The sequence below is a fragment of the Anaerovibrio sp. JC8 genome (assembly GCF_002100115.1).
In the GTDB taxonomy this organism is placed as follows: domain Bacteria; phylum Bacillota; class Negativicutes; order Selenomonadales; family Selenomonadaceae; genus Anaerovibrio.
In genome coordinates this window covers 118,354-139,112 of record NZ_ANBM01000006.1, presented here as the reverse complement: position 1 = coordinate 139,112, position 20,759 = coordinate 118,354, and the positions used below count along the sequence as shown (strand labels likewise).

19 protein-coding genes and 1 riboswitch are annotated in these 20,759 nt (G+C 47.8%); of the genes, 14 read left to right on the top strand and 5 right to left on the bottom strand.

The window, feature by feature from the left end:
- Positions 1-112: 112 nt before the first annotated feature.
- The 3 genes from D081_RS07720 to D081_RS07710 form a co-directional block, all read right to left on the bottom strand.
- Positions 113-1,201, bottom strand: a complete 1,089-nt coding sequence (locus D081_RS07720; RefSeq protein ID WP_158087600.1) for a cell wall metabolism sensor histidine kinase WalK — start codon at positions 1,199-1,201, stop codon at positions 113-115.
- The gene (locus D081_RS07715) at positions 1,194-1,874 is read right to left on the bottom strand and encodes a response regulator transcription factor (protein ID WP_369824004.1); all 681 of its coding nucleotides are present in this window, start codon (positions 1,872-1,874) and stop codon (positions 1,194-1,196) included. The genes D081_RS07720 and D081_RS07715 overlap by 8 nt, the downstream gene beginning before the upstream one ends.
- A gap of 86 nt (positions 1,875-1,960) precedes the next feature.
- The gene (locus tag D081_RS07710; RefSeq protein ID WP_143272158.1) at positions 1,961-2,494 is read right to left on the bottom strand and encodes a DUF6803 family protein; all 534 of its coding nucleotides are present in this window, start codon (positions 2,492-2,494) and stop codon (positions 1,961-1,963) included.
- Between the two features lie 342 nt (positions 2,495-2,836).
- Here D081_RS07710 and D081_RS07705 point away from each other — a divergent pair, with 342 nt between their 5' ends.
- From D081_RS07705 to D081_RS07680, 6 genes are all read left to right on the top strand, one after another.
- Complete coding sequence (locus D081_RS07705) at positions 2,837-3,199, top strand: type II toxin-antitoxin system RelE/ParE family toxin (protein ID WP_085023694.1); 363 nt, start codon at positions 2,837-2,839, stop codon at positions 3,197-3,199.
- The gene (locus tag D081_RS07700) at positions 3,192-3,545 is read left to right on the top strand and encodes a helix-turn-helix domain-containing protein (RefSeq protein WP_085023608.1); all 354 of its coding nucleotides are present in this window, start codon (positions 3,192-3,194) and stop codon (positions 3,543-3,545) included. The genes D081_RS07705 and D081_RS07700 overlap by 8 nt, the downstream gene beginning before the upstream one ends.
- Positions 3,546-3,831: 286 nt before the next feature.
- The gene (locus D081_RS07695; RefSeq protein WP_085023607.1) at positions 3,832-4,830 is read left to right on the top strand and encodes an AIM24 family protein; all 999 of its coding nucleotides are present in this window, start codon (positions 3,832-3,834) and stop codon (positions 4,828-4,830) included.
- 78 nt (positions 4,831-4,908) lie between these two features.
- Positions 4,909-5,295, top strand: a complete 387-nt coding sequence (locus tag D081_RS07690; RefSeq protein WP_085023606.1) for a C-GCAxxG-C-C family protein — start codon at positions 4,909-4,911, stop codon at positions 5,293-5,295.
- Positions 5,296-5,511: 216 nt separating this feature from the next.
- Complete coding sequence (locus D081_RS07685) at positions 5,512-6,609, top strand: HlyD family secretion protein (protein WP_085023693.1); 1,098 nt, start codon at positions 5,512-5,514, stop codon at positions 6,607-6,609.
- Entirely contained in the window at positions 6,606-7,712 is a 1,107-nt protein-coding gene (locus D081_RS07680) for an ABC transporter permease (protein WP_085023605.1), read from the top strand. Before D081_RS07685 ends, D081_RS07680 begins: the two co-directional genes overlap by 4 nt.
- A 63-nt stretch (positions 7,713-7,775) precedes the next feature.
- On the opposite strand, the gene D081_RS07675 is transcribed toward D081_RS07680, so the two are convergent.
- Positions 7,776-9,119 (bottom strand): anaerobic C4-dicarboxylate transporter, encoded by a 1,344-nt coding sequence (locus D081_RS07675; RefSeq protein WP_085023604.1) that lies wholly within the window; start codon positions 9,117-9,119, stop codon positions 7,776-7,778.
- Between the two features lie 422 nt (positions 9,120-9,541).
- On the opposite strand from D081_RS07675, the gene D081_RS07670 reads away from it, so the two are divergent.
- From D081_RS07670 to D081_RS07635, 8 genes are all read left to right on the top strand, one after another.
- Positions 9,542-10,537, top strand: coding sequence for an ABC transporter substrate-binding protein (locus tag D081_RS07670; RefSeq protein ID WP_085023603.1), 996 nt, complete (start codon positions 9,542-9,544; stop codon positions 10,535-10,537).
- 127 nt (positions 10,538-10,664) lie between these two features.
- The gene (locus D081_RS07665; protein ID WP_085023602.1) at positions 10,665-11,543 is read left to right on the top strand and encodes an ABC transporter permease; all 879 of its coding nucleotides are present in this window, start codon (positions 10,665-10,667) and stop codon (positions 11,541-11,543) included.
- Positions 11,543-12,337: an ABC transporter ATP-binding protein gene (locus D081_RS07660; RefSeq protein WP_085023601.1), complete on the top strand. Its 795-nt coding sequence runs from the start codon at positions 11,543-11,545 to the stop codon at positions 12,335-12,337. The genes D081_RS07665 and D081_RS07660 overlap by 1 nt, the downstream gene beginning before the upstream one ends.
- A 149-nt stretch (positions 12,338-12,486) precedes the next feature.
- Positions 12,487-14,523 (top strand): methyl-accepting chemotaxis protein, encoded by a 2,037-nt coding sequence (locus D081_RS07655; protein WP_085023600.1) that lies wholly within the window; start codon positions 12,487-12,489, stop codon positions 14,521-14,523.
- A gap of 156 nt (positions 14,524-14,679) precedes the next feature.
- Positions 14,680-14,859, top strand: a riboswitch (cobalamin riboswitch).
- Between the two features lie 115 nt (positions 14,860-14,974).
- On the top strand, positions 14,975-15,970 hold the full coding sequence (locus tag D081_RS07650) for an ABC transporter substrate-binding protein (protein WP_085023599.1): 996 nt from the start codon (positions 14,975-14,977) through the stop codon (positions 15,968-15,970).
- A gap of 15 nt (positions 15,971-15,985) precedes the next feature.
- The gene (locus D081_RS07645; protein WP_085023598.1) at positions 15,986-17,830 is read left to right on the top strand and encodes a TonB-dependent siderophore receptor; all 1,845 of its coding nucleotides are present in this window, start codon (positions 15,986-15,988) and stop codon (positions 17,828-17,830) included.
- A 149-nt stretch (positions 17,831-17,979) separates the two neighbouring features.
- On the top strand, positions 17,980-18,771 hold the full coding sequence (locus D081_RS07640; RefSeq protein ID WP_085023597.1) for a dihydroorotate dehydrogenase electron transfer subunit: 792 nt from the start codon (positions 17,980-17,982) through the stop codon (positions 18,769-18,771).
- Positions 18,771-19,691: a dihydroorotate dehydrogenase gene (locus D081_RS07635; RefSeq protein WP_085023596.1), complete on the top strand. Its 921-nt coding sequence runs from the start codon at positions 18,771-18,773 to the stop codon at positions 19,689-19,691. The genes D081_RS07640 and D081_RS07635 overlap by 1 nt, the downstream gene beginning before the upstream one ends.
- 71 nt (positions 19,692-19,762) lie before the next feature.
- On the opposite strand, the gene D081_RS07630 is transcribed toward D081_RS07635, so the two are convergent.
- Positions 19,763-20,623, bottom strand: coding sequence for a metal ABC transporter substrate-binding protein (locus D081_RS07630; protein ID WP_085023692.1), 861 nt, complete (start codon positions 20,621-20,623; stop codon positions 19,763-19,765).
- Positions 20,624-20,759: the final 136 nt, after the last annotated feature.

Below are 20,759 nucleotides of genomic sequence, written 5' to 3'. Positions count from 1 at the left end.
GTATCAAGAAGGTCTGTTTTAGTTTTGGCATTTTTATCCGAAAAACAGGTCATGTGAATGGAGAATGATATTGTCCTTCCTGTCCTAATTCATAGATATGGCCATTGCGGTATTAGTCAATATTTTTGATTCGGATTACGAAACGTACCCCGCCTGTCGGCAGGTTTTCGGCCTTTATGGTACCGCCATGGATTTCCACATAGCGGCGGGCTAAGGCCAGACCAATTCCCGAGCCGCCATTTTTCCTGCTGCGGGATTTTTCTCCGCGATAGAATTGCTCAAAGATATGGGGCATGTCTTCCTCCGGTATCCCAGGCCCGTTATCCTGTATCTCAATGCACAGGGAATCGCCTTCCTGGCGGGCAAAGAGCTGTACTGTGCTTCCGGGGCCGCTGTAACGGCTGGCATTGGCCAATAAGTTGCCAATGACCTGGCGCATGCGGTCCTGGTCTACGGATACGGGGGGCAGATTGTCTGCCACATTCAGCAGCAGTTTTTGACCGGCTTCGTCAAATAACGGCTGCATGAACTGACCAAGCTGCAGGACTAACTGGCCTAAATCGGTGGGCTCCCGGTGCAACTTCAGTTCCCGGATTTCGGCCAGGGACAGGTCACGCAGGTCCGTCACCAAACGGCTCAGGCGCATGACCTCCTCCTGCATGGAGAAGATGATTTCTGGTTCCGGGGGAGTGATGCCGCTGCTGATGTTCTCCAGATTTCCCTGCAGGATAGCCAGGGGGGTTCGCAGTTCGTGGGCGATGCCGGCGAAAAACTCACGTCTTGATTTTTCATTGCGTGACAGGTCTTCGGCCATCTGATTGAAGACCTGGGTCAGCTGACCCACTTCATCATGGGCTGAAGCAGGCAGCTGCTGGTTGAAATTTCCCCGGCCGATTTCCTTGGCCGCTTCGGTGAGGCGGCGCAAGGGCTTGGTAATGCTGGTGGCCAGGAGATAGCTGGCCGCCAGACCCAGAACGATGAAAAACAGCCCCACCCACCAAAGGGATTGATGGACAGATTGCAGGAACATCACTTCTGCTGTATCCTGTGCTGCCGTTGCGGAAAAATGCAGCTGCAGGAAACCGTGGAAGGCACGTTCCATCTGTCCGTTCATCAGCACAATCAGGCTGCATACGGTGATGGCCAGCAGGAGAAAGGTCCCTCCGGCCAGTTTCAGGCGGATGCTTTGCCATTTATTCACTAGCATCACCTCCAAAGCGGTAGCCCACGCCATACACGGTCAAAATATAGGTGGGCTTGCGGGTACCCTGCTCAATCTTGCGGCGCAGGTTGCGGATATGGGCATCAATGGTCCGTTCATAACCATCAAAGGCAAAACCATGGCTCTGCTCCATCAGCTGCAGGCGGTTCAGCACCTGCCCCGGATGACGCATCAATACTTCCAGCAGGGTAAATTCAGTAGGGGTAAGCTCCAGCATTTTCCCATCCAGCTGCACCGTGTGCCGCAAGCTGTCCAGGACAAGGCCGCCTGCGGTAATTTTACGTGTCTGAGGCGGCGTATCGGCAAGGGGGCCTGAGGCCCGCCGCAGGACGGCCCGTATCCTGGCCACCAGTTCCCGCATGCTGAAGGGCTTGGCTATATAATCGTCTGCGCCTAAATCCAGGCTTTCCAATTTGTCTGCTTCCTCATCCAGTGCGGTCAGCATGATGATGGGAACCTGGCTGATCTGCCGGATGCGGCGGCAGACTTCCTTGCCATCCAGGTGCGGCATCATGATGTCAAGGACGATGAGGTCTGGCTGCTTCATCAGCAGCGTCAGGGCTTCCAGCCCGTCTGGGGCCCGCATGGTTGCAAAACCTTCGTTGCGGAGAAATGGCTCCAGAACATCCAGCAGTTTCACATCATCATCCACCAGCAATATTTTTTCTGCATTCTGCTTTTCCTCGTATATGCAAAAGACGGACTCAATTTCCGTAAGAGTCCATCTTCCTTGCCGTATTAGTGTTTCATTCCATGGGCGGCATCATCCGTGTGATGCATAACGCTCATATTGCTATCCATCATATCATATTGCGGGGCGGACTGCCAACCACCTAATGTAGGGTCAGCCATGCCGAAGACCATAGCCACATGACTGACAATCAGGAACGTGACCAGCAGCACGATATGGCGGTGCATCTTTCTATTTTCATCAAAAGCTCCGCTGATGATGCCCATTTCCTGCAGGGCAATGGCACCTAAGGGGATGACGCCCAGCATATAAAAGCCTACAGCCAGCAGGTCAATCCAGCCACGGAATTCAATCTGCGGTACCACGGCTGTGGCCAGGTACAGGAACACCCCGGTAAAATAAACGCCTAAAATCATGCCCAGATAGTGGCTCAGTTTTTTCCAGCTCTTATGTTCCTGGGCATCGGACAGAATAAAAAATTCCGCCATGGTGATGAGTTCGGCCATTGCCACCGGCAGCACCATAAAGGCGATGAGATTCCAGGGCTGATTCGTCATCAAAAGTTCCATATAGTTTGTCATACACAAATTCCTCCTCAAGGGTTGATTTTTCTTATCTGCTTACAGTATAGCGACCAAATATGCAGAACCCTTGCAGAGAATGTAAAGATATTGTGAAGGTTTTGCCCAAAATAGTATTGACAAATTCCTATGTCTACTGCTATTGATATCCCTTCTTCTGCGTATATTGAAGTTACAAAATAACGTCAAAAATATTAATACTATTATTAATAATACATATAATTATTAAATAATATATGATATAATATTAATAAATTTAGAATAATGTAAACAAGTGGAAGATGGAATATTGACGCTTAATAACTTTTAAGTTATAATTCTTGCAAGAAGGGAATGTACATATTGTATAACATACGTTTTTATGAAGATGAGAACGGTATATCAGAAACAAGAGAGTATATTCGCTCTATTATCTCTAAGCAAGATAAAAATAATCGTATAAAGGCAAATAAGATAAATGATTACATGAAAGTATTGCGTGCTAATGGAACTAGAGCAGGAAAACCCTTTGTGAAGCATATTGACGGTGATATATGGGAGTTGCGCCCATTGGATGATAGATTTATGTTTGCCTTGTGGACGGGGCAAACTTTTCTAATCCTGAACCATTTTGTTAAGAAGTCGCAGAAGACCCCAAAACGAGAAATAGACAAAGCAAAAAGTATGTTGAAAAACTATGTCGGGAGGATTGGTCGGGATGAATAAGCAGTATAAAGAAGCAGTGAATGATGCGAAAAGTAAGCTGGTTGATTACGGGAAACGACATGTTACTGATGAGAATAATATTGATGAGTGGGATGCTCTGGAGAAAAAATATTTTACATCAGAAGAAATATCTGAAAGTGATTTGCGGGTTGCACTCATCTCAGAGTTGATAGCTGCCCGTAATGAGAAGGGAATTACCCAGAAACAGCTAGAGGAATTAAGTGGTGTAAAGCAACCAGTCATTGCCCGTATGGAACGGGGGAGTGCAAATTCCACACTAGCTACAGTGTTAAAGGTATTGGCTCCGTTAGGCAAAACCCTTAGGGTGGTACCAATAGAAAGATAAAGGAAAAGCTTAATATATGCAGAGAATAACCCTAAAGTGATGAAAAAGTTAGTTAATATACAATAAGGCCTCAGCTGTTTTTAGAGCAGCTGGGGTCTTTTTGTATTGGTATAGTATTTCAATTCTATCATAAAGATGATAAGATCATGAGCTGCTATTGAGGGGAGAATCAATTTGTGTTTGGCAATTACAAGAGAGATATCGCTCTAGATTCTATGAACGCTATGTGCTAAGATGGTCATGGGTAAATAATTATTTATGTGATTTTATTTATGGGGGGAAGAGTATGTTTTGTACTAATTGTGGACAACAATTGCCGGATGGATCCAGATTTTGCACCAGCTGTGGCACGCAGCTTGGTTCAGCACCAGCAGGTGCCGGGCCGGTAAATAGTGCACCTATGGGCAATGGTGGCTTTTCCATCAAGCAGGAGGAAGGCAGCAACAGGTGCTGTGTGTCTGAGTTAGGTGCCGTAAAAGTATATGAATACAAGAGAGATTTATCGACAAATCCGCTTTCGGCCATGATTGCGTATTATGCATCTGAAATGAACATTCGCAAGCGCCAGGTATGGATTGACCTGAAGAATGACTCATATAGGCTGCAAGCTGGTGCCATGCAGATGATGCTAGGCGATATTGCTGTAAAATCAGATGTAAAGGACGCTGGAGACTTTTTGGGGAAAATGGTCAAGAGCGTTGTAAATAACGAATCAGCCGTAAAACCACTGTATTCTGGCAGCGGTACCTTGATTCTTGAACCAACCTATAAGCATATTCTTTTGGTAAATCCTAAGGATTGGGACGGTGGCATCGTCGTGGAGGACGGTATGTACCTTGCCAGCTCCGGTGACATAAAGGTGGATATGCAGTCAAGAGCCAATTTGTCTTCGGCAATTTTAGGCGGAGAGGGCTTGTTCAATACCAAATTGGTTGGTGACGGAGTAGCTGTATTGGAGTCCTCCGTACCATATGACGAATTGATGGAAATTACGCTGGATAACAGTGTTGCCAGAATTGACGGCCCATACGCTGTTGCCTGGTCCGGTAATCTGCAGTTTACTGTGGAAAAGGTTAATAAGTCCCTCATCAGCAGTCTTGGAACCGGTGAAGGGATAGTTAATGTATATCGCGGTACAGGTAAGATTCTTGTTGCACCTATCAATGATTTGGGTGAACAGAAAGCAATTGAGAATACATCATCTACAAATGCAAATCCAGATTCACAATCAGCTTCAAAAGCAGGCTCTGCCCTGAAAATGATTAATAGCTTCCTGGATGACTAAATTTAGCCTGCTTAGTGCCATAAAATAGCCCGATATGCTATACTGAAAGACAAGTATTATATAAATGGAGTGTTGCAAATGAGTAAGTACACAGAACATGCCCAGACGTTGCGGGATGATACCAGCCTGCATTATAACTGTGCCCAGTCGGTGCTGATTCCCTTTGCGGAGGAAATGGGGCTGACCAAGGAGCAGGCCTTTGATTTGGGCTTTAATTTTGGCGGCGGCATGAAGCGGGCGTCCGTGTGCGGTGCTGTTACAGCCGGTCTTATGGTATTGGGCATGCACGGGGTAAACGATGTGAAGATTCTTCATGAATATCATGAGGCCATAAAAGCCAATCATGATGGTGCCCTGGACTGTGGGGACCTGCTCCGCATCAGCAAGGAGAAGGGCATTGAGAAAAAGGCACATTGTGATGCCCTTATTAAGGAAGTTATTGAACTGGTAGAAAAGTATATCTAATTTTTCAGTAAATTTTTTGAACTATTTGGGCTTGACTATTTCAGATTTTTATCGTAAGATAACCAAGACTTAAATAAATATTGCACTTGAGTGCGTCGCCCATTTATGGGAAATATCGCCGGCTGATACATGCCAGGTGACTACAGGGACGGGAGTTGTAGTCACTAAAGGGTAATGTATCGGCTGGTTTTTTGTTGCAAAAAAATGGAGGAAAAAATGGACAAAAAATTAAGGGCAAAGAAATTTGGCATGATTTTCGCTGTCGTAATGGTAGTGGCAGGGCTTTTATTGATGTATACGGGCAATGATGCCCTGGTGCTGGCCACTGAAAAAAAGGAAGGAATACTTACTGCTGAACAAATAAAGGTTTCCTTTGATAATGTAGGTGGACGGCTGGTGAAAGAAGCCGTTCAGGAGGCTCAGCAGGTCAAAAAAGGGGATATTCTGATGGTTTTGGACAGCACAGACGTGGATTTGTCCATTGCCAAGCTGGAAGCTCAGATAAATCAGATGAAGGCTCAGGTGAAGTCCGCAGGCGGTGGTGTAAATATTGCCATGTCTCAGGCTGATACCAATGAGCAGCAGAGCTTCCGCCAGATAGACCAGCAGCGGGCGGCTGTGGATGCGGCTCAGGCCAATTATAATAATGCTAACCTTGATTATGAGCGAAAGCAGCAGTTATTTGAGGTAGGCGCTATTTCCCGCTCTGCGCTGGATGCAGCCCAAACAACCTTGCAGGTATCGGCGGCCAATGTTGCCCAGCAAAAGCAGCTGTTAAGCAAATTGTTGGGGGGCACGGTGGATACAGGCGATACTGATTCACTGAACCTGCCGACGATTGATCTTCAGCGTCAGACCGCAGCGAACAAGTTAAATGACGTGGAGGCCTTGAATCAGCAGTTGAAGGCCTTGGAGATTCAGCTTAAGGAATTGAAGGTGAAAAAAGAGCACCTGACTCTGCGGGCACCTGAGGATGGAAAAATCATAAAGATTTTGGCCAAGGAAGGGGAAATGATTGCGCCAAACACGCCGGTACTGCTTATGGAAAGCAGCCGTTACTATTTTGATATATATGTCAGTGAAGAGAACATAGAAAAATATAAGGAAGGGGATGAAATCCAGGCTACATCTGTGGCCGGTAACAAAAAGGCCCAGGGTACCATCCGCTTGCTGACTCAGGCCCCAGGCTTTGCTGATTTGCGCATGACCAGAGAAAAGGGACAGGCGGACCTGACCTCCTTCCAGATGCGAATTTACCTTGAGCCCACCGAAGGAATTATGCCCGGCATGACGATGGGAGTGAAGCTGAGATGAAGGCCTTTCGGGACGAAGTAAAGCACCTTCTCACCGGCGATGGCATGCCCTACGAGAAGGTTTCCATAATGGTTTCCTTGGTAATCACGGTGATTTTCAGTGTTATGCTGGGGCTAAATTACGCCAAGGATACGCCGATTACAGTAATTGATCTGGACAATTCCCATTACAGTCACGAAATCATAAACTATCTGAACAATTCCCAGATGCTTTCCGTCACGGCGGTGGTAAATACGCCGGCGGAGCCAAATGAGCTGATGTATCGTGACAAGGCCTATGCGGTGGTATATCTGCCCCAGGGGCTGGAGAAAAACCACTACAATGGGGAAAGTGCTGATATAGGTGTATTTTACGATAATACCAGCTCGTCGGCCCTCAGTGGTGTACGGGAAGCCCTGAATGAAATTATTGCCGATATCAATAATCCAACCCTGGGCACTGGCGATACCATAAGGGGCGGCACCAAGCTGGTTTCCCGTTCCTTGTTCAATCCGGCAGATTCGGCCAGCAATGGTGAGGTAACGGGCTTTTTGATATTTTTTTCCAGCATGTTTTTTGCCTTTGCCACCTTGGGCATGGTGCCACGGCTTAGGCTGGAAGGAAAGCTGGACCTTCATTTGAAGGTGGGTACCGCTTATGATTTGATAGAACGAATACTGCCATATTGCGCCTGCTGGCTTATCGCCAATTTCGTGGGGCTGGTGGTGCTGCGTTTTTGGGGTGATATAAGCTTTTCCGGCAATATACTCTTATATTTTGCCGTACAGGCCTTGTATATTATTATGCTGGGCATGATGTCGGTAATAATGGGGTGGACAGCGTCTAACCCCGGGGCGGCCTCCAGCCGGATGATTCTCTTTGTTCCCGGGGGCTTTATCCTGGGCGGCTATGGCGTGCCCATGACCATGATGCCGGAATGGGTTCATTGGGTAAACCAGATATTCCCTCTAACCTGGGAGTTTAAATTTATCCGTGACATTGTATTCCGTGGGGCGGGCTTTTTCGATTGCGCCGTCACCCTGGGACAATTTTTGATATACATTGTCATAGTATGGGTGATTTTTGCCAGAAAATTTGATAAGGAACAAATGGCCCGATCATAAAGAAAAAGGTCACTGACTCAATTTGAGCCGGTGACCTTTGTTTTTTAGGAAACTATTCTGAAATTATACGATAGCATGGGCGATGACGTAACCAACGCAGCAGCCGGTGATAACGCCGATAAGGCCCGGAATCATGAAGCTGTGGTTCAGAATGAACCTGCCGATCTTGGTGGTGCCGGACCGGTCAAAACCGATGCAGGCCAGATCTGATGGATAGGTCGGCAGGAAGAAGTAACCATAGCAAGCGGAAATAAAGGAAAGGACAATAACTGGCTCGATACCAGCTTCCAGCGCCAGTGGTACTACTACAGCAATGGCTGCCGCCTGGGAATTTACCAGCTTGGAGGTGAAAAAGGCAATAATGGCATAGGCCCATGGATATACCCCAACGGCGGAAATCAATACGCCCTTTAAGAAGTCCATGTGATGGGCAAAGAGGGTATTTGCTGCCCAGGCAACGCCATAAACGGATACCAGGGCCACCATACCAGCCCGGAATACGTTGGAGTCAGCCACTTTCTTGGCATCCACCTTGCAGAAGAACAATATCAGTGAAGCAATACACAGCATAACCATCTGAATAACCAAGGTCATGGAAATCGGCTTGGCTGGTTTGCCTACGCCAGCGGAAAAATGCGGCAGATAATCCGGCAGATTGCCCATGAAGGCGATCAGGATAATACCAACAACGAAAATACCAACGGCGATATAGTTGCTTCTAGGCAGCTCCTTGTCCAGCAGGGACTCGGTGGCACCATAGACATATTTTCTCTGTTCAGGGTCAGCTATCAAAGCCTGGAATTCCGGATCATCCTCCAGCTCCTTGCCACGGCGCATTGACCACACGGCTGCTGCCAGCACACCGAAGAAGGTGGATGGAATGGAAACCATCAAAACCTTGGCAATGCTGATATCATATCCGGCTATGGCCAAAAAGCTCACAATGGAAACAATAGCCACGGAAACCGGGGAGCCACAGATACCCATCTGGGCGGCGATGGAGGATACTGCCATAGGCCGCTCAGGGCGGATATTTTGCTTGATGGCAACATCATAGACAATTGGGAACATGGTGTAGCAAACATGGCCGGTACCGCAAAGCACGGTCAAAAACCAGGTGGTAATAGGAGCCAAAATAGTTACGTATTTTGGATTCTTACGCAAAATCTGCTCGGCCAATTTCAATAGTACCGTCAAACCACCAGAGGTCTGCAGGAAAGCAGCACATGTAACAACTGCCAAAATGGTCAGCATTACGTCATTTGGTGGTACGCCAGGTTTGTAGCCAAAGCCAAAGACAAAGATTACAAGGCCGATGCCGCTGACTGCAGCCAACCCAAGGCCACCGAAGCGCACGCCGATTATAAGGCATAGTAGGAATACAATAAAGCCCAACGCAATTTCCATAAAACCGCCTCCTCTTCAAATATATTACACACTCGTAAAAATTATCAGTCCGGATAATAGTTTACAAACGATTTACCATGCTCATTAATTCTTCACCTACTCAAATTTTCCTGCAAAAATAAGGTAAAATAAATACATCTGACCATTTTGCTTTCATATATTAAGCACCTGTCCACTCATTAAGTACTCCTTCATGTCGCATAAGGTGAATATTTATTCAACGAAAAGGATTGTTTTGGCGCTGTCTTAATTTCCGCGGGTCCGATTAATATTCTATATATGTTTTTAGTTGACGGAGTTTATAATAAAAATCTTTATATAAAATAAATTTGTGTTTATAGGGAGAACAATGTTTATTTTTGTGAAACAATCATGTATAATATGTTCAGGTTTTTATTTTTATACTTTAGGAGTGATAATGCATGATGTTTTCCAAAAAAATGAAAATGGCAGCCCTGGGAATGGCTGCGGTATTCTCCTTTGGCCTGCTGGGCGGTTGCGGCTCCAATAATCAGTCTGCGTCCAACAATAAGGTTGTTGGCGTGGTACAGCTGGTTGAGCATGACGCCCTGGATGCAGCCAACAAGGGCTTTGTAGACGCCCTGAAGGAACGTGGTTACGAGGATGGCAAGAACCTGAGAATTGATAACCAGAACGCTCAGGCAGATCAGTCAAACCTCCAGAATATAGGTCAGCGGTTCCTCAGCAGCAAGGTTGATCTGATTTATGCTATTGCAACTCCTGCAGCTCAGACCATGGCCAACCTTACCAAGGATATTCCTATCGTAGGCTGTGCCATTACCGACTATGTAGGGGCCAAGCTGGTTAAGTCCAACGAGGCACCTGGCGGCAATGTAACCGGCACCAGCGATATGAACCCTATCAAGGATCAGGTTGATCTGCTTATCAAGCTTTGTCCAAATGCCAAGACTATTGGCTGTGTATACACCTCCAGTGAGGTAAATTCCGAGATTCAGTTCAAGGCCATGAAGGAATACGCTGAGTCCAAGGGCCTGAAGGTTGAGGCTGCTACCATTTCCAACGTAAATGATATCCAGCAGGCAGCTCAGAGCCTTCTCAGCAAGGTAGATGCCTTCTATCTCCCTACTGATAACGTAATTGCTTCCTCCATGCCTACCCTTATTTCCGTAACTGAGGCAGCAAAGAAGCCAGTTATCTGCGGTGAGGCCAACATGGTAAAGGCCGGTGGTCTTGCTACCTATGGTGTAGATTATTATGAGCTGGGCCGTCAGTCCGGTTTCATGGCAGCTGACATTCTGGATGGCAAGTCCAAGCCAGCTGATATGAAGATCGAATTTGCAAAGGTTTTAAAGGCCGTTGTTAATAAGAAGAATGCTGATAAGCTGGGCATCACCCTTCCTCAGGATGTACTGAAGGATGCCGAGGTTATCAACTAATAACTAAGTGTTTGCTATCCTATTTTGTCTTTTACCAAGCTCCGGACATGTCTCTGATATGCAGACCCTGTCTGGAGCTTTCCTCTGTACGGGATTAAATTTGAACTATTGAATTGAGGTTTTTGAAGTGGATCTGATTATTCCTACTGTATCCCAGGGCCTGCTGTGGTCTCTCCTGTCCATCGGCGTGTACATCACCTTCCGGGTGCTGGATATTGCTGATTTGACCGTAGAGGGCAGCTTTCCATTGGGGGCGGCGGTAGCAGCCGCATGTATGCTGGGGGGCATGAGCCCGGTGGCATCCATTTTTGTCGCTGCCTTTGCGGGCATGCTGGCGGGAGTGGTAACCGGCTTTTTGTGCACCAAATTAAAGATTCCAGCTCTTTTGGCGGGCATTCTCACCATGATTGCCCTGTATTCCGTAAATCTCCACGTTATGGGCAAGGCCAATCTGTCCCTGCTGAACGTGGACACCGTATTTACCCTTTATGCCATTCCTGATATGACATTGGCCAACATGATATTGATAGTGGGGGCCATTGTGGTGGTATTCACGGGAGTGTTGTGCTACTGGTTCTTTGGTACCGAAATTGGTGCCTCCATCCGTGCCACTGGCTGCAACCCACACATGATTCGGGCCAATGGTATTAACACAGACATTACTATTATATTAGGCCTCCTGATTTCCAACGCTTTGGTAGCCGTATCCGGCGCCATGGTGGCCCAGGCCAACGGCTTTGCCGACGTGGGAATGGGTGTTGGAACCATCGTTATCGGTTTGGCCTCTGTTATTATCGGTGAGGTGCTATTTGGCACCCGCAGCTTTAAAAACTGCCTGATTTCCGTTATTCTGGGCTCCATTGTGTACCGTGCTGTTATCGCCATTGTACTGCAGATGGGTATGCCACCAAACGACTTGAAGCTGTTTACAGCCATTCTGGTTGCGGCCGCTCTTTCCATGCCGCTGTGCCAGGCTAAGCTGAAAAAGAGAAAGGTGGCCCAGTGATGCTGAAAATAGACAATATTTCCAAGACCTTTAATCCTGGGACCATTACGGAAAAGGTGGCTCTGCGGGGTGTATCCCTGCATCTTAAGCCAGGTGATTTTGTGACGGTTATCGGCGGCAACGGAGCGGGCAAATCCACTCTGATGAACGCCATTGCCGGTACTTTCCGGGTAGATCGGGGCAAAATTGTAATTGACGGCCAGGATATTACCAAGCTGCCTGAATACAAGCGGGCCAAGTACATTGGCCGTGTATTCCAGGACCCTATGATGGGCACGGCGGCCAATATGCAGATAGAGGAAAATCTGGCTATTGCCTCCCGTCGCGGCAAGTGGCCAACTTTGCGGTGGAGTGCGCCGGAATCCCAGCGGGCTTATTTCCGTGAGCAGTTAAAGCCACTGAATCTGGGCCTTGAGGACCGTCTGGAGTCCAAGGTGGGCCTCCTGTCCGGCGGTCAGCGCCAGGCCCTGACTTTGCTTATGGCTACCATGGTGGAGCCAAAGCTGCTCCTTCTGGACGAGCATACCGCGGCACTGGACCCGAAGACTGCGGCCCAGGTGCTGGAGCTTACCAACAATATCGTCAACAGCCGCAAGCTCACCACCCTTATGATTACCCATAACATGAGAGACGCCCTGGCCTGTGGAAATCGCCTTATCATGCTTCATGAGGGCAAAATCCTCATTGATGTCAGCGGCGAGGAAAAGAAGAACCTTACCATCAAGGATCTGCTGGCCATGTTCGAAAAGGCTGCCGGCAGCGAGCTGAATTCCGATGAGCTGCTTTTAAGCTGAGGTAACGTCATATATTAATTAAAACTACTTAAACTCCTGCATTCAATGTGCAGGAGTTTTGTCATTTGTGTAGAAGTATTATAAGTGAAATATTTGTCTCATTTTGTCATAAAATTGTTGAATGATTGTTAATATAAGGAGGTTTTACAATGGGCATTAAAGGAAAAATGCTGGTTGGTATGCTGCCGTTTGTTATTATCGGTATGCTTATCCTGACCATTGTGTCGGTGATTTCATCCAGCAACAGTCTTGGCACTCAGGTGGAGCACACCATGAATTCCGAGCTGAAGGCCAATGTAAACTTTATCAATGACAAGCTGAACATGGCCCGGGCCAATGCAGTTGATACGGCCCGCTATATCGGCGGTACCTACACCTCAACTCCAATGGACAGCTACAAGGCTATGATAGCCAAGTCCATCAAATCCGATGAGTTCTTCTTCGGCAGTGGTATCTGGTTTGAGCCATTTGCCTTTGATGCGTCCCAGGAATACATGGGACCTTACTGGTATCGTGACGGGAGCTCCATTAAGGAAACTTATGAGTACAGTAATGCCGAGTACAATTATTTTGTGCAGGATTACTACAAGAATGCCAAGAATATCGGCAAGGAAGCTGCCCTGATTACGGACCCTTACTATGATCCAACCTCCAACGTGGTTATGTCCACCTGTTCTGCCCCTATTTTTGACCTGTCCGGCAAGTATGTGGGCTGTATTACCGTAGATTTCACCTTGAAGGAAATCAGCGATGTAATGGGCTCTCTCAAGGTGGGCGAAAATGGCCGGCCTATTCTCACCACCGCCGATGGTACATACATTTACACAAATAATGAGGCGGCGGTAGCTGATGCTCTCAAAATCACCGATGATGAGGACAAGAGCCTGGCAGCGGCTGGTCAGATTATGCTGAACAGTGAAAGCGGCATAGCTGAATTTGACGGTCATAATTTGTACTTTGCTACTGTTCCAAATGTAAATTGGAAGCTGGGTCTCATTATGCCACAGGAAGAAATCAACGCTCCGGCAGTGACCATGAGTAAAATCATGATTTTTGTCTGCGTTGTTATGATCGCCCTTTGCGTAGGCAGTATCGTATATCAGGCCAACAATATGGTTACCCGTATTGAGGCCCTGGGTGCTCATATTGAGGAAATGTCCAGAGGTAATCTGCGGCTGAATGCACTGCCTATCAAGGCTCAGGACGAATTGGGCCGGATGGCGGACAATTTCAATCAGATGCACCAGAATTTGAAGAACATGATCAGCCAGATGAAATCAACGGCTGAGCAGGTAGCCGCCTCCAGTGAGGAGCTGACCGCCAGTGCCCAGCAGTCCGCAGAGGCAGCCACCCATGTGGCCCAGTCCGTTGTGGATGTGGCCGGTGGCATGGAAAAACAGCTTACCAGCATGGATGAGGCCAAGTACAGCATTGACAGCTCCTTTGGTGATATCAATGTAATGACTGAAAAGACCAACGGTGTTACTGAAAATACTGAGCAGATGGCCGGGGCAGCAGACAATGGTGCCCGTCTCATGCAGAATGCCATGGCAAAGATGAATGGCATTGAAAAGAGCGTGGCCAATTCCGCTGAAGTAGTAAAGAAGCTGGGCGAGAATTCCCAGCAGATTGGTGAAATTGTGGAGAGTATTTCCTCCATTGCAGACCAGACCAACCTTCTGGCCCTTAATGCAGCCATTGAGGCCGCCCGTGCCGGTGAAGCCGGCCGTGGCTTCGCCGTTGTAGCTGAGGAGGTTCGCAAGCTGGCAGAGCAGTCCCAGGAATCTGCCGAGGAAATCAAGAACCGCATTGCCATTATTCAGGGTGATACTGAGAATGCAGTAAAAGCTATGGAATCGGGTAATCAGGAGGTTACTGCCGGCACTCAGGCCATCCGTGAGGTGGGCGAGCAGTTCCGTGATATTACCGACCGTGTAGCTTCCATTAAGAACGAAATGGAAGAAATCAATTCTGCAGTTCAGACTGTATCCAAGGGTATGCAGAGTGTAGTAGGCTCTATGGATAATATCGACAAGGTATGCCGTGATACCTCTGAGGAAACCCAGACCATTTCTGCCGCAGCCGAGGAGCAGTCGGCCTCCAGTGAGGAGATCGCTGCAGCCGCCAATGGCTTGTCAAATCTGGCTGTTGATCTGCAGAATGCCATGAGCAAGTTCAAGGTTTAAGAATTCAGTTTATATTAATTATGGATTATCAACCCAAAAGGGGCCGCCTGGCGGTCCCTTTTTTATGTTGCGAACTATAGGTAAAAGGACTTGTTAATTTTATTTTGCGTTGACAGAAAATTTGTATGATGATATTATCTATGGCGTATTAATTAATAAAAAAATAACGGATTAGGCGTCATAGTACTTAATAGAAAAGCCGGTTTAAGGCCGGCGCGGTCACGCCACTGTATCGGGGAGCGAATCTGCAAGAAATGTCACTGGGGGAGACTCTGGGAAGGCGCGGAGGAGCTGTGAACCGGAGCCAGGAGAACTGCCTGATTAACAATCACCGTTTGACCTACGAGAGATGGGAAGGGGATTACGCAGTTCTAGCATCACGTTATAATGTTATATGCAATGTTCGGCCGTCCTCTTTTGAGGGCGGCTTTTATATTGCCTTGGAGGATATATGCTGAAAAAAATAATGCAGTTTAAGCTTATAGTAGTAATGCTGCTGGTCTTAACTTGTCTGGCTGGCTGCAAGCAGGATAATGCAGGGGCCGACACACAGACGGGCTATACAGTAACGGATATTCAGGGGACTAAGGTCAATATTCCCGCCAAGCCGAAGAAAATCCTGACCATGGCCATGAGCACTGATGAGATGATGCTGGCTCTGGTGGAGCCGGAACGGATGGCAGCAGTGAATACTATGCTGGATGACCCTACCAGCTCCAATATGGTAGAGCTGGGGAAGAAGGTAACCACCAAGATTACCTACCCATCAGTGGAGGAAATTGCCAGCCTTCAGCCGGATTTGGTTATAGTGCCGGACTGGGGTGATTTGTCCCGTGTGGCATCCCTCAGAGATTTGGGTATCCCGGTGGTGGTTTGCAAGGGTCCCAAAAATTTACAGGATATAAAGGAAACCATCACTCTGCTGTCCCAGGCTGTGGGTGAGCCGGAGCGTGGGGAGCTTTTGCTAAAAAAGATGGATGACAAGCTGGCGGAGATTAAGTCCAAGGTGGCGGAAATTCCCGCGTCAGACCGCCGCAGCGTGGTGCTGATTTCCCTTATGAAGGACTACGGCGGAGCAGGCTGTGCCTTTGACGAGGCCTGTCAGCTGGCTGGAGTTATCAATGGAATGGCGGCCGCCGGCTTGAAAAATGGTGAGGTCCTTACCAAGGAAAAGTTGGTAGCCATTGACCCGGATATTTTGTTTTTGCCAAGCTATAACAATCATGGGGAGCTGGATATAAACAAAATACGGGCTGACTATGTTAATGACCCATCCCTGCAAGGTATGAAGGCCATAAAGAATGGCCGGCTGCTGGAGCCGGATGAAGGGTATATATATAATTGCTCACAGGATTTTGTGTATGCGGTGCAGGAAATCGCCTACAGGGTATACGGCGACAAGTTCAAGCTGGCTCCGCAGCAGCACCTGTCAGCATTGGAGAATTAAGAGGAGGAAAGAGTTATGAAAAATGAGTTGAAGAACAAGGTGCTGGCCACCTTGGCTGTGGGCGTTCTCTGCTCCAGTACAGCAGTGGTCCAGGCGGCACCTGCAGTCCAGGACGATGATATAATGGATGTGGTAGTTACAGCAGAGCGTATGCCATCATCTATTATGAGCACCCCGGCAGATGTAACTGTTATCACCGCTGAGCAGATTGAGGATAATCACTACAGCGATGTGGCAGAGGCGTTGCGGCCGATTAATGGTGTGGTTGTGACTAATGGTAATGCCAACGGTGATCAGGAAGTAATCATCAATGGCGATCAGCGTGTTGTAATTCTCATTGATGGTCAGCGTTTAAATAACGATCAGGGTTCCATGACCCGTGCCAGTGCCAGCTTGGGGATGCTTCCTTCTGTAAAGAGCATCGAACGTATTGAGGTAGTGAAGGGAGCAGGTTCTGCTCTTTACGGCAGTGATGCGGTTGGTGGTGTAGTTAATATTATCACCAAGAAGGGCAGCAAGGCGGAAACTAACTTGGATATGAATATTGGTTCCTTTGGTACACATAATGTGGAACTCAGCAACCAAGGCAGTGAAGGTGACTGGAGCTGGTTCGCTGCTGCTGGCCTTCAGGAAAGGGATTATTTTAAGTATAAAGGTGATAATGGGGAAGATGTTCGCCGTAACAACAGCGGCTATAACAAGAAGAGCCTATATTTACGGCTTGATAAGAAGTTTTCCGACAGCGATTCCTTGCGGTTAATGTTCACTCATAGACAGGCTGATATGGGAATAGAAGAGAAAACACTGTATCAGGACCAAAATTATAATTATGGTTCTATTACATACAATTTCAAGGAGGATCAGCCAGTACAGGGCTTCCTGCGCTATGGTGCCAACTATAAGTCCACCGATTATCAGGGCAAGTATGATACTCACAGCAATAGCTTGGAATATCAGAATGGTTGGCAGCTAGGCAATAACAAAATCATTGCAGGCGGTGAATGGCGCAAGAGTACCTCCACCAATAAACAAAGTGGGTATGAGGATAAGGATATTACCACCTATGCTCTGTTTCTGCAGGATACTATAACGATGGACAAGCGCTGGACATTTGTACCAGGCCTGCGTATGGATCATCATGATGCTTTTGGAACTCACTGGTCTCCGAAGGCTGCCATAAATTATCAGCCGGATACGGCTACCAAGTTGTACGCTTCCTGGGGTAAGGTATTTAAGGCGCCAACTGCGGATGATATGTACTATACGGATGCTTATATGCAGGGTAATCCAAATCTGAAGCCGGAGTCAGGCAATGTGGAAACCATTGGTGTAACCCATGAATTCAATGAAAAGGCTATATTGGATGTGAACTATTTCTGGAGTGATATTGATGACGCTATTAAATGGGTATATAATCCAGTTACCTATATGACAGATGCTCTGAATGTGTCAAATGAAAAGAAGCAAGGCATAAATATTTCCTTAAATGGTGCGTTGTCTGACCGTTGGTCTTATGATCTTGGCTATTCCTACATCAGCAGTGAAACGGATGGCAAGCAGGTGGCCTATTACGAACCAAATGGCTATCGTTTGGGGGTTCATTACAACTGCGACCGCTGGAAGGCTAATCTTATGGGACGTTTTGGCAGTGGTCTTGATGATACAGCTTATGGCCGCAACCATTATGCTATTTGGGATTTCAATACTAGCTACCAGGCTACGGAAAATATTGATGTATACTTTAAAATCAATAATCTTACCAATCAGGTATATTATCTTGTACCAAAATCCGCTTGGACAGGTCATTTCTATCCACTTCAGGGCCGTACCTTCCTCGTTGGTGCAAACGTTAAATTCTAATTCAATAATATAACGTTATAATAAAGTTACTTTATTAATTCAAAAGCTGCTCATTGTGGGCAGCTTTTCCCTTTTTGCGGCTGGGGCCCCCTAAAAGGTAGCCAAAAGGCCGGGAATATGCTTTAATAATTAATTGAGGTGAATGGCAAATGAACGCAACCAAAAAGCTGGTGGAGACCGGTAATATTATTTCCAACTGGGAATTATCCGAAGATGTAAATGCCTTGGTTTTGGAGTGTCCTGAGGTAGTGGCCCTGGCAGAGCCTGGCCAATTCGTCATGATCAAGAACGAAATGGGCAGCACTTATCTGCGCCGTCCTTTTGGGGTGGCTGATGTGGACAAGGAGCAGGGCTTTTTGCTTCTCATATACCGCAAGGCCGGCAAGGGAACTCAGGAGCTGGCCAAGCTGGAGGACGGGGCCCCTATCAGTGTGGAAGGTCCTCTGGGCAAGGGCTTTTCCTTTAAAAATGAAGGCCGTACCCTGCTGATTGGTGGCGGTGTGGGCATTGCCCCGATTATCTATACTGCCCGTCGTCTGGGCAAGGAAATGGACGCCCCGAAGCCAGTAACTCTCCTTGGTGTACGGAACCACAAGGAGCTGTTCTGGAGCGATTTTGTGGAGGATTTCTCCGAGAAGCTGGTCTATACCACTGATGACGGCTCTTATGGCCGCAAGGGCTTTGCCATTGATGCCATTCCGGATATTTTGAAGGAATACCCGGATATTAAGCATATCAAGGTGTGCGGTCCTACCATTATGATGAAGGGAATTGCCGAGCTGGCTATCAAGCAGGGCATTGAGTGCGAGGTTTCTCTGGAAAAGCGCATGGCCTGCGGCATTGGCGTATGTCTGGGCTGCACCTTTGAGGGTAAGAGCGGCAAGCGCTGGAAGGTTTGCGGCGATGGCCCGGTATTTGACGCAGAGGAGGTATTTGGCTGATGAATATGAACAGACTGGCTACGGATTTTGCCGGCATCAAGATGGCCACCCCGGTTATGGGAGCCTCCGGTACCTTCGGCTTTGGCGTTGAATATAGTGATTTTTTGGACTTAAATCAGGTGGGAGCCATTATTTCCAAGGGTTTGACCCCGTTGCCACGGGCTGGCAATGAGGGGGTACGCATTGCGGAAACTCCTTCCGGCATGCTGAACTGCATTGGTCTGGAAAACCCCGGCATTGATGTATTTTTGCGGGATATTTTGCCAAAGGTTCGCAAGGAAGCGCCTAATACTGCCTTTATTGCCAATTTCTCCGGCAGCTCCGTGGAGGATTACGGCATAATGGCTGAGAAGCTGGACGTGGACGGGGTAGACGGTATTGAAGTCAATATCTCCTGTCCGAATGTGAAGGAGGGCGGCATTGTCTTTGGCACGGACCCCAAGGCTGCGGCGGCTGTAACCAAGGAGGTTAAGGCCCATACCAGCAAGCCGGTTATCGTGAAGCTGTCTCCTAACGTAACGGATATTACAGTAATGGCCAAGGCCGTAGAGGAAGCGGGGGCGGATGCACTGGCCCTGATAAATACTCTTACTGGCATGGTCATTGATATAAATAGCTGGAAGCCACTTTTGGGCAATGTAACCGGCGGCCTGTCCGGCCCGGCAGTAAAGCCTATTGCGGTGCGGATGGTATATCAGGTGGCTCAGGCGGTGAACATTCCGATTTTGGGCCTGGGCGGCATTGCCACTGCGGAGGATGCCATTGAATTCCTGTTGGCCGGTGCCTCCACTGTAGCCGTGGGTGCAGAAAACTTCGTCCATCCGGATGCTGTGGTGCGGGTAGCCGAGGGCATTGACGCTTACCTGGAGAAGCGGGGCCTTAGCCACGTTTCCGAGCTGGTGGGCAAGGTACAGCGTTAAATTCAAACACAATAAAAAACTACGCTCAATCATTGGCATTATGCTATGACGGGCGTAGTTTTATTTTTAATTTATTTAAGGGCTTCCTTCAGGGTTTCCATGTTCTTCCGCATGGTTACCAGATAGGCATCAATGGCCCCTTCGTTGGCTTCACCGGTTACAACCGGGTCCAGCACGTAGATTTTGGCACCGGTTTCCCGGGCAATGGTCTTGGCAGCATCAGGGGAATACTGAGGCTCCGTGAACAGAACCTTGGTGGTCAGAGGCTTCACCTGCTCGATTACCCCCTGCAGCTCAGCTGGGCTTGGCTCGGTGCCCGGCTCCCGCTCAACAACAGCGATAATTTTCAGGCCAAATTCCTTGGCAAAGTACGGGAAGGCCTCATGGAAGGTAACAATCTCCTTGTTTGGAACCTTGTCCAGAGCATCATGCATTTCCTTTTTCAGGGCCTCCAGCTTCTTGATGTAGGCATCCGCATTGGCCTGATAAGCCTCAGCATGCTTTGGATCCGCATCCTTCAGCTGGTCGGTTATATTCTTGATCTGCTGGATATTGTCGGTGATGCTGAGCCATACATGAGGATTTTCCTCGCCGTTCTCCTTCAGCAGCTGGATGCCTCTGGAAGAATCAATTACCTTGAGGTGCTTCTGTTCCTTAATAACCTTCTCCAGAAAGCTTTCCATGCCGGCACCGTTGGCAATCAGTATATCGCCTTTTTCCAGAATCTTCATGTCAGCCGTGGTCAGCTGATAATCATGGAGACAGCCGGTCTGAGGCTTGGTCATATTGGTAACGGTCACGCCCTCAACACCCTTGGTGATGTTGATGGCATCAATATACATAGGATAAAATGTGGTGACAATGCTCACAGAGCCGTCCTTGGCTTCCTTGCCATTGGACTGATTATTGTCAGCTCCGCAGCCAACCAGCATAAGGCAGAGGGCTGTAAGCAGACAGAATAATGCAGATTTGAACTTCAAAACGATTACCTCCCTATAAAGAAAATAATTAAATAGTAATATTACTATTTAAGATTATAGCACGATAAGTAAAAATGACAAGGGCGAA

Coding starts and splice junctions, on each gene's coding strand:
- D081_RS07645 (WP_085023598.1), top strand. CDS start 15,986: ATGAAAAATGAGTTGAAGAACAAGGTGCTGGCCACCTTGGCTGTGGGC.
- D081_RS07635 (WP_085023596.1), top strand. CDS start 18,771: ATGAATATGAACAGACTGGCTACGGATTTTGCCGGCATCAAGATGGCC.
- D081_RS07650 (WP_085023599.1), top strand. CDS start 14,975: ATGCTGAAAAAAATAATGCAGTTTAAGCTTATAGTAGTAATGCTGCTG.
- D081_RS07660 (WP_085023601.1), top strand. CDS start 11,543: ATGCTGAAAATAGACAATATTTCCAAGACCTTTAATCCTGGGACCATT.
- D081_RS07655 (WP_085023600.1), top strand. CDS start 12,487: ATGGGCATTAAAGGAAAAATGCTGGTTGGTATGCTGCCGTTTGTTATT.
- D081_RS07685 (WP_085023693.1), top strand. CDS start 5,512: ATGGACAAAAAATTAAGGGCAAAGAAATTTGGCATGATTTTCGCTGTC.
- D081_RS07690 (WP_085023606.1), top strand. CDS start 4,909: ATGAGTAAGTACACAGAACATGCCCAGACGTTGCGGGATGATACCAGC.
- D081_RS07700 (WP_085023608.1), top strand. CDS start 3,192: ATGAATAAGCAGTATAAAGAAGCAGTGAATGATGCGAAAAGTAAGCTG.
- D081_RS07695 (WP_085023607.1), top strand. CDS start 3,832: ATGTTTTGTACTAATTGTGGACAACAATTGCCGGATGGATCCAGATTT.
- D081_RS07680 (WP_085023605.1), top strand. CDS start 6,606: ATGAAGGCCTTTCGGGACGAAGTAAAGCACCTTCTCACCGGCGATGGC.
- D081_RS07640 (WP_085023597.1), top strand. CDS start 17,980: ATGAACGCAACCAAAAAGCTGGTGGAGACCGGTAATATTATTTCCAAC.
- D081_RS07710 (WP_143272158.1), bottom strand. CDS start 2,494: ATGACAAACTATATGGAACTTTTGATGACGAATCAGCCCTGGAATCTC.
- D081_RS07670 (WP_085023603.1), top strand. CDS start 9,542: ATGATGTTTTCCAAAAAAATGAAAATGGCAGCCCTGGGAATGGCTGCG.
- D081_RS07630 (WP_085023692.1), bottom strand. CDS start 20,623: ATGCTGGTTGGCTGCGGAGCTGACAATAATCAGTCCAATGGCAAGGAA.
- D081_RS07675 (WP_085023604.1), bottom strand. CDS start 9,119: ATGGAAATTGCGTTGGGCTTTATTGTATTCCTACTATGCCTTATAATC.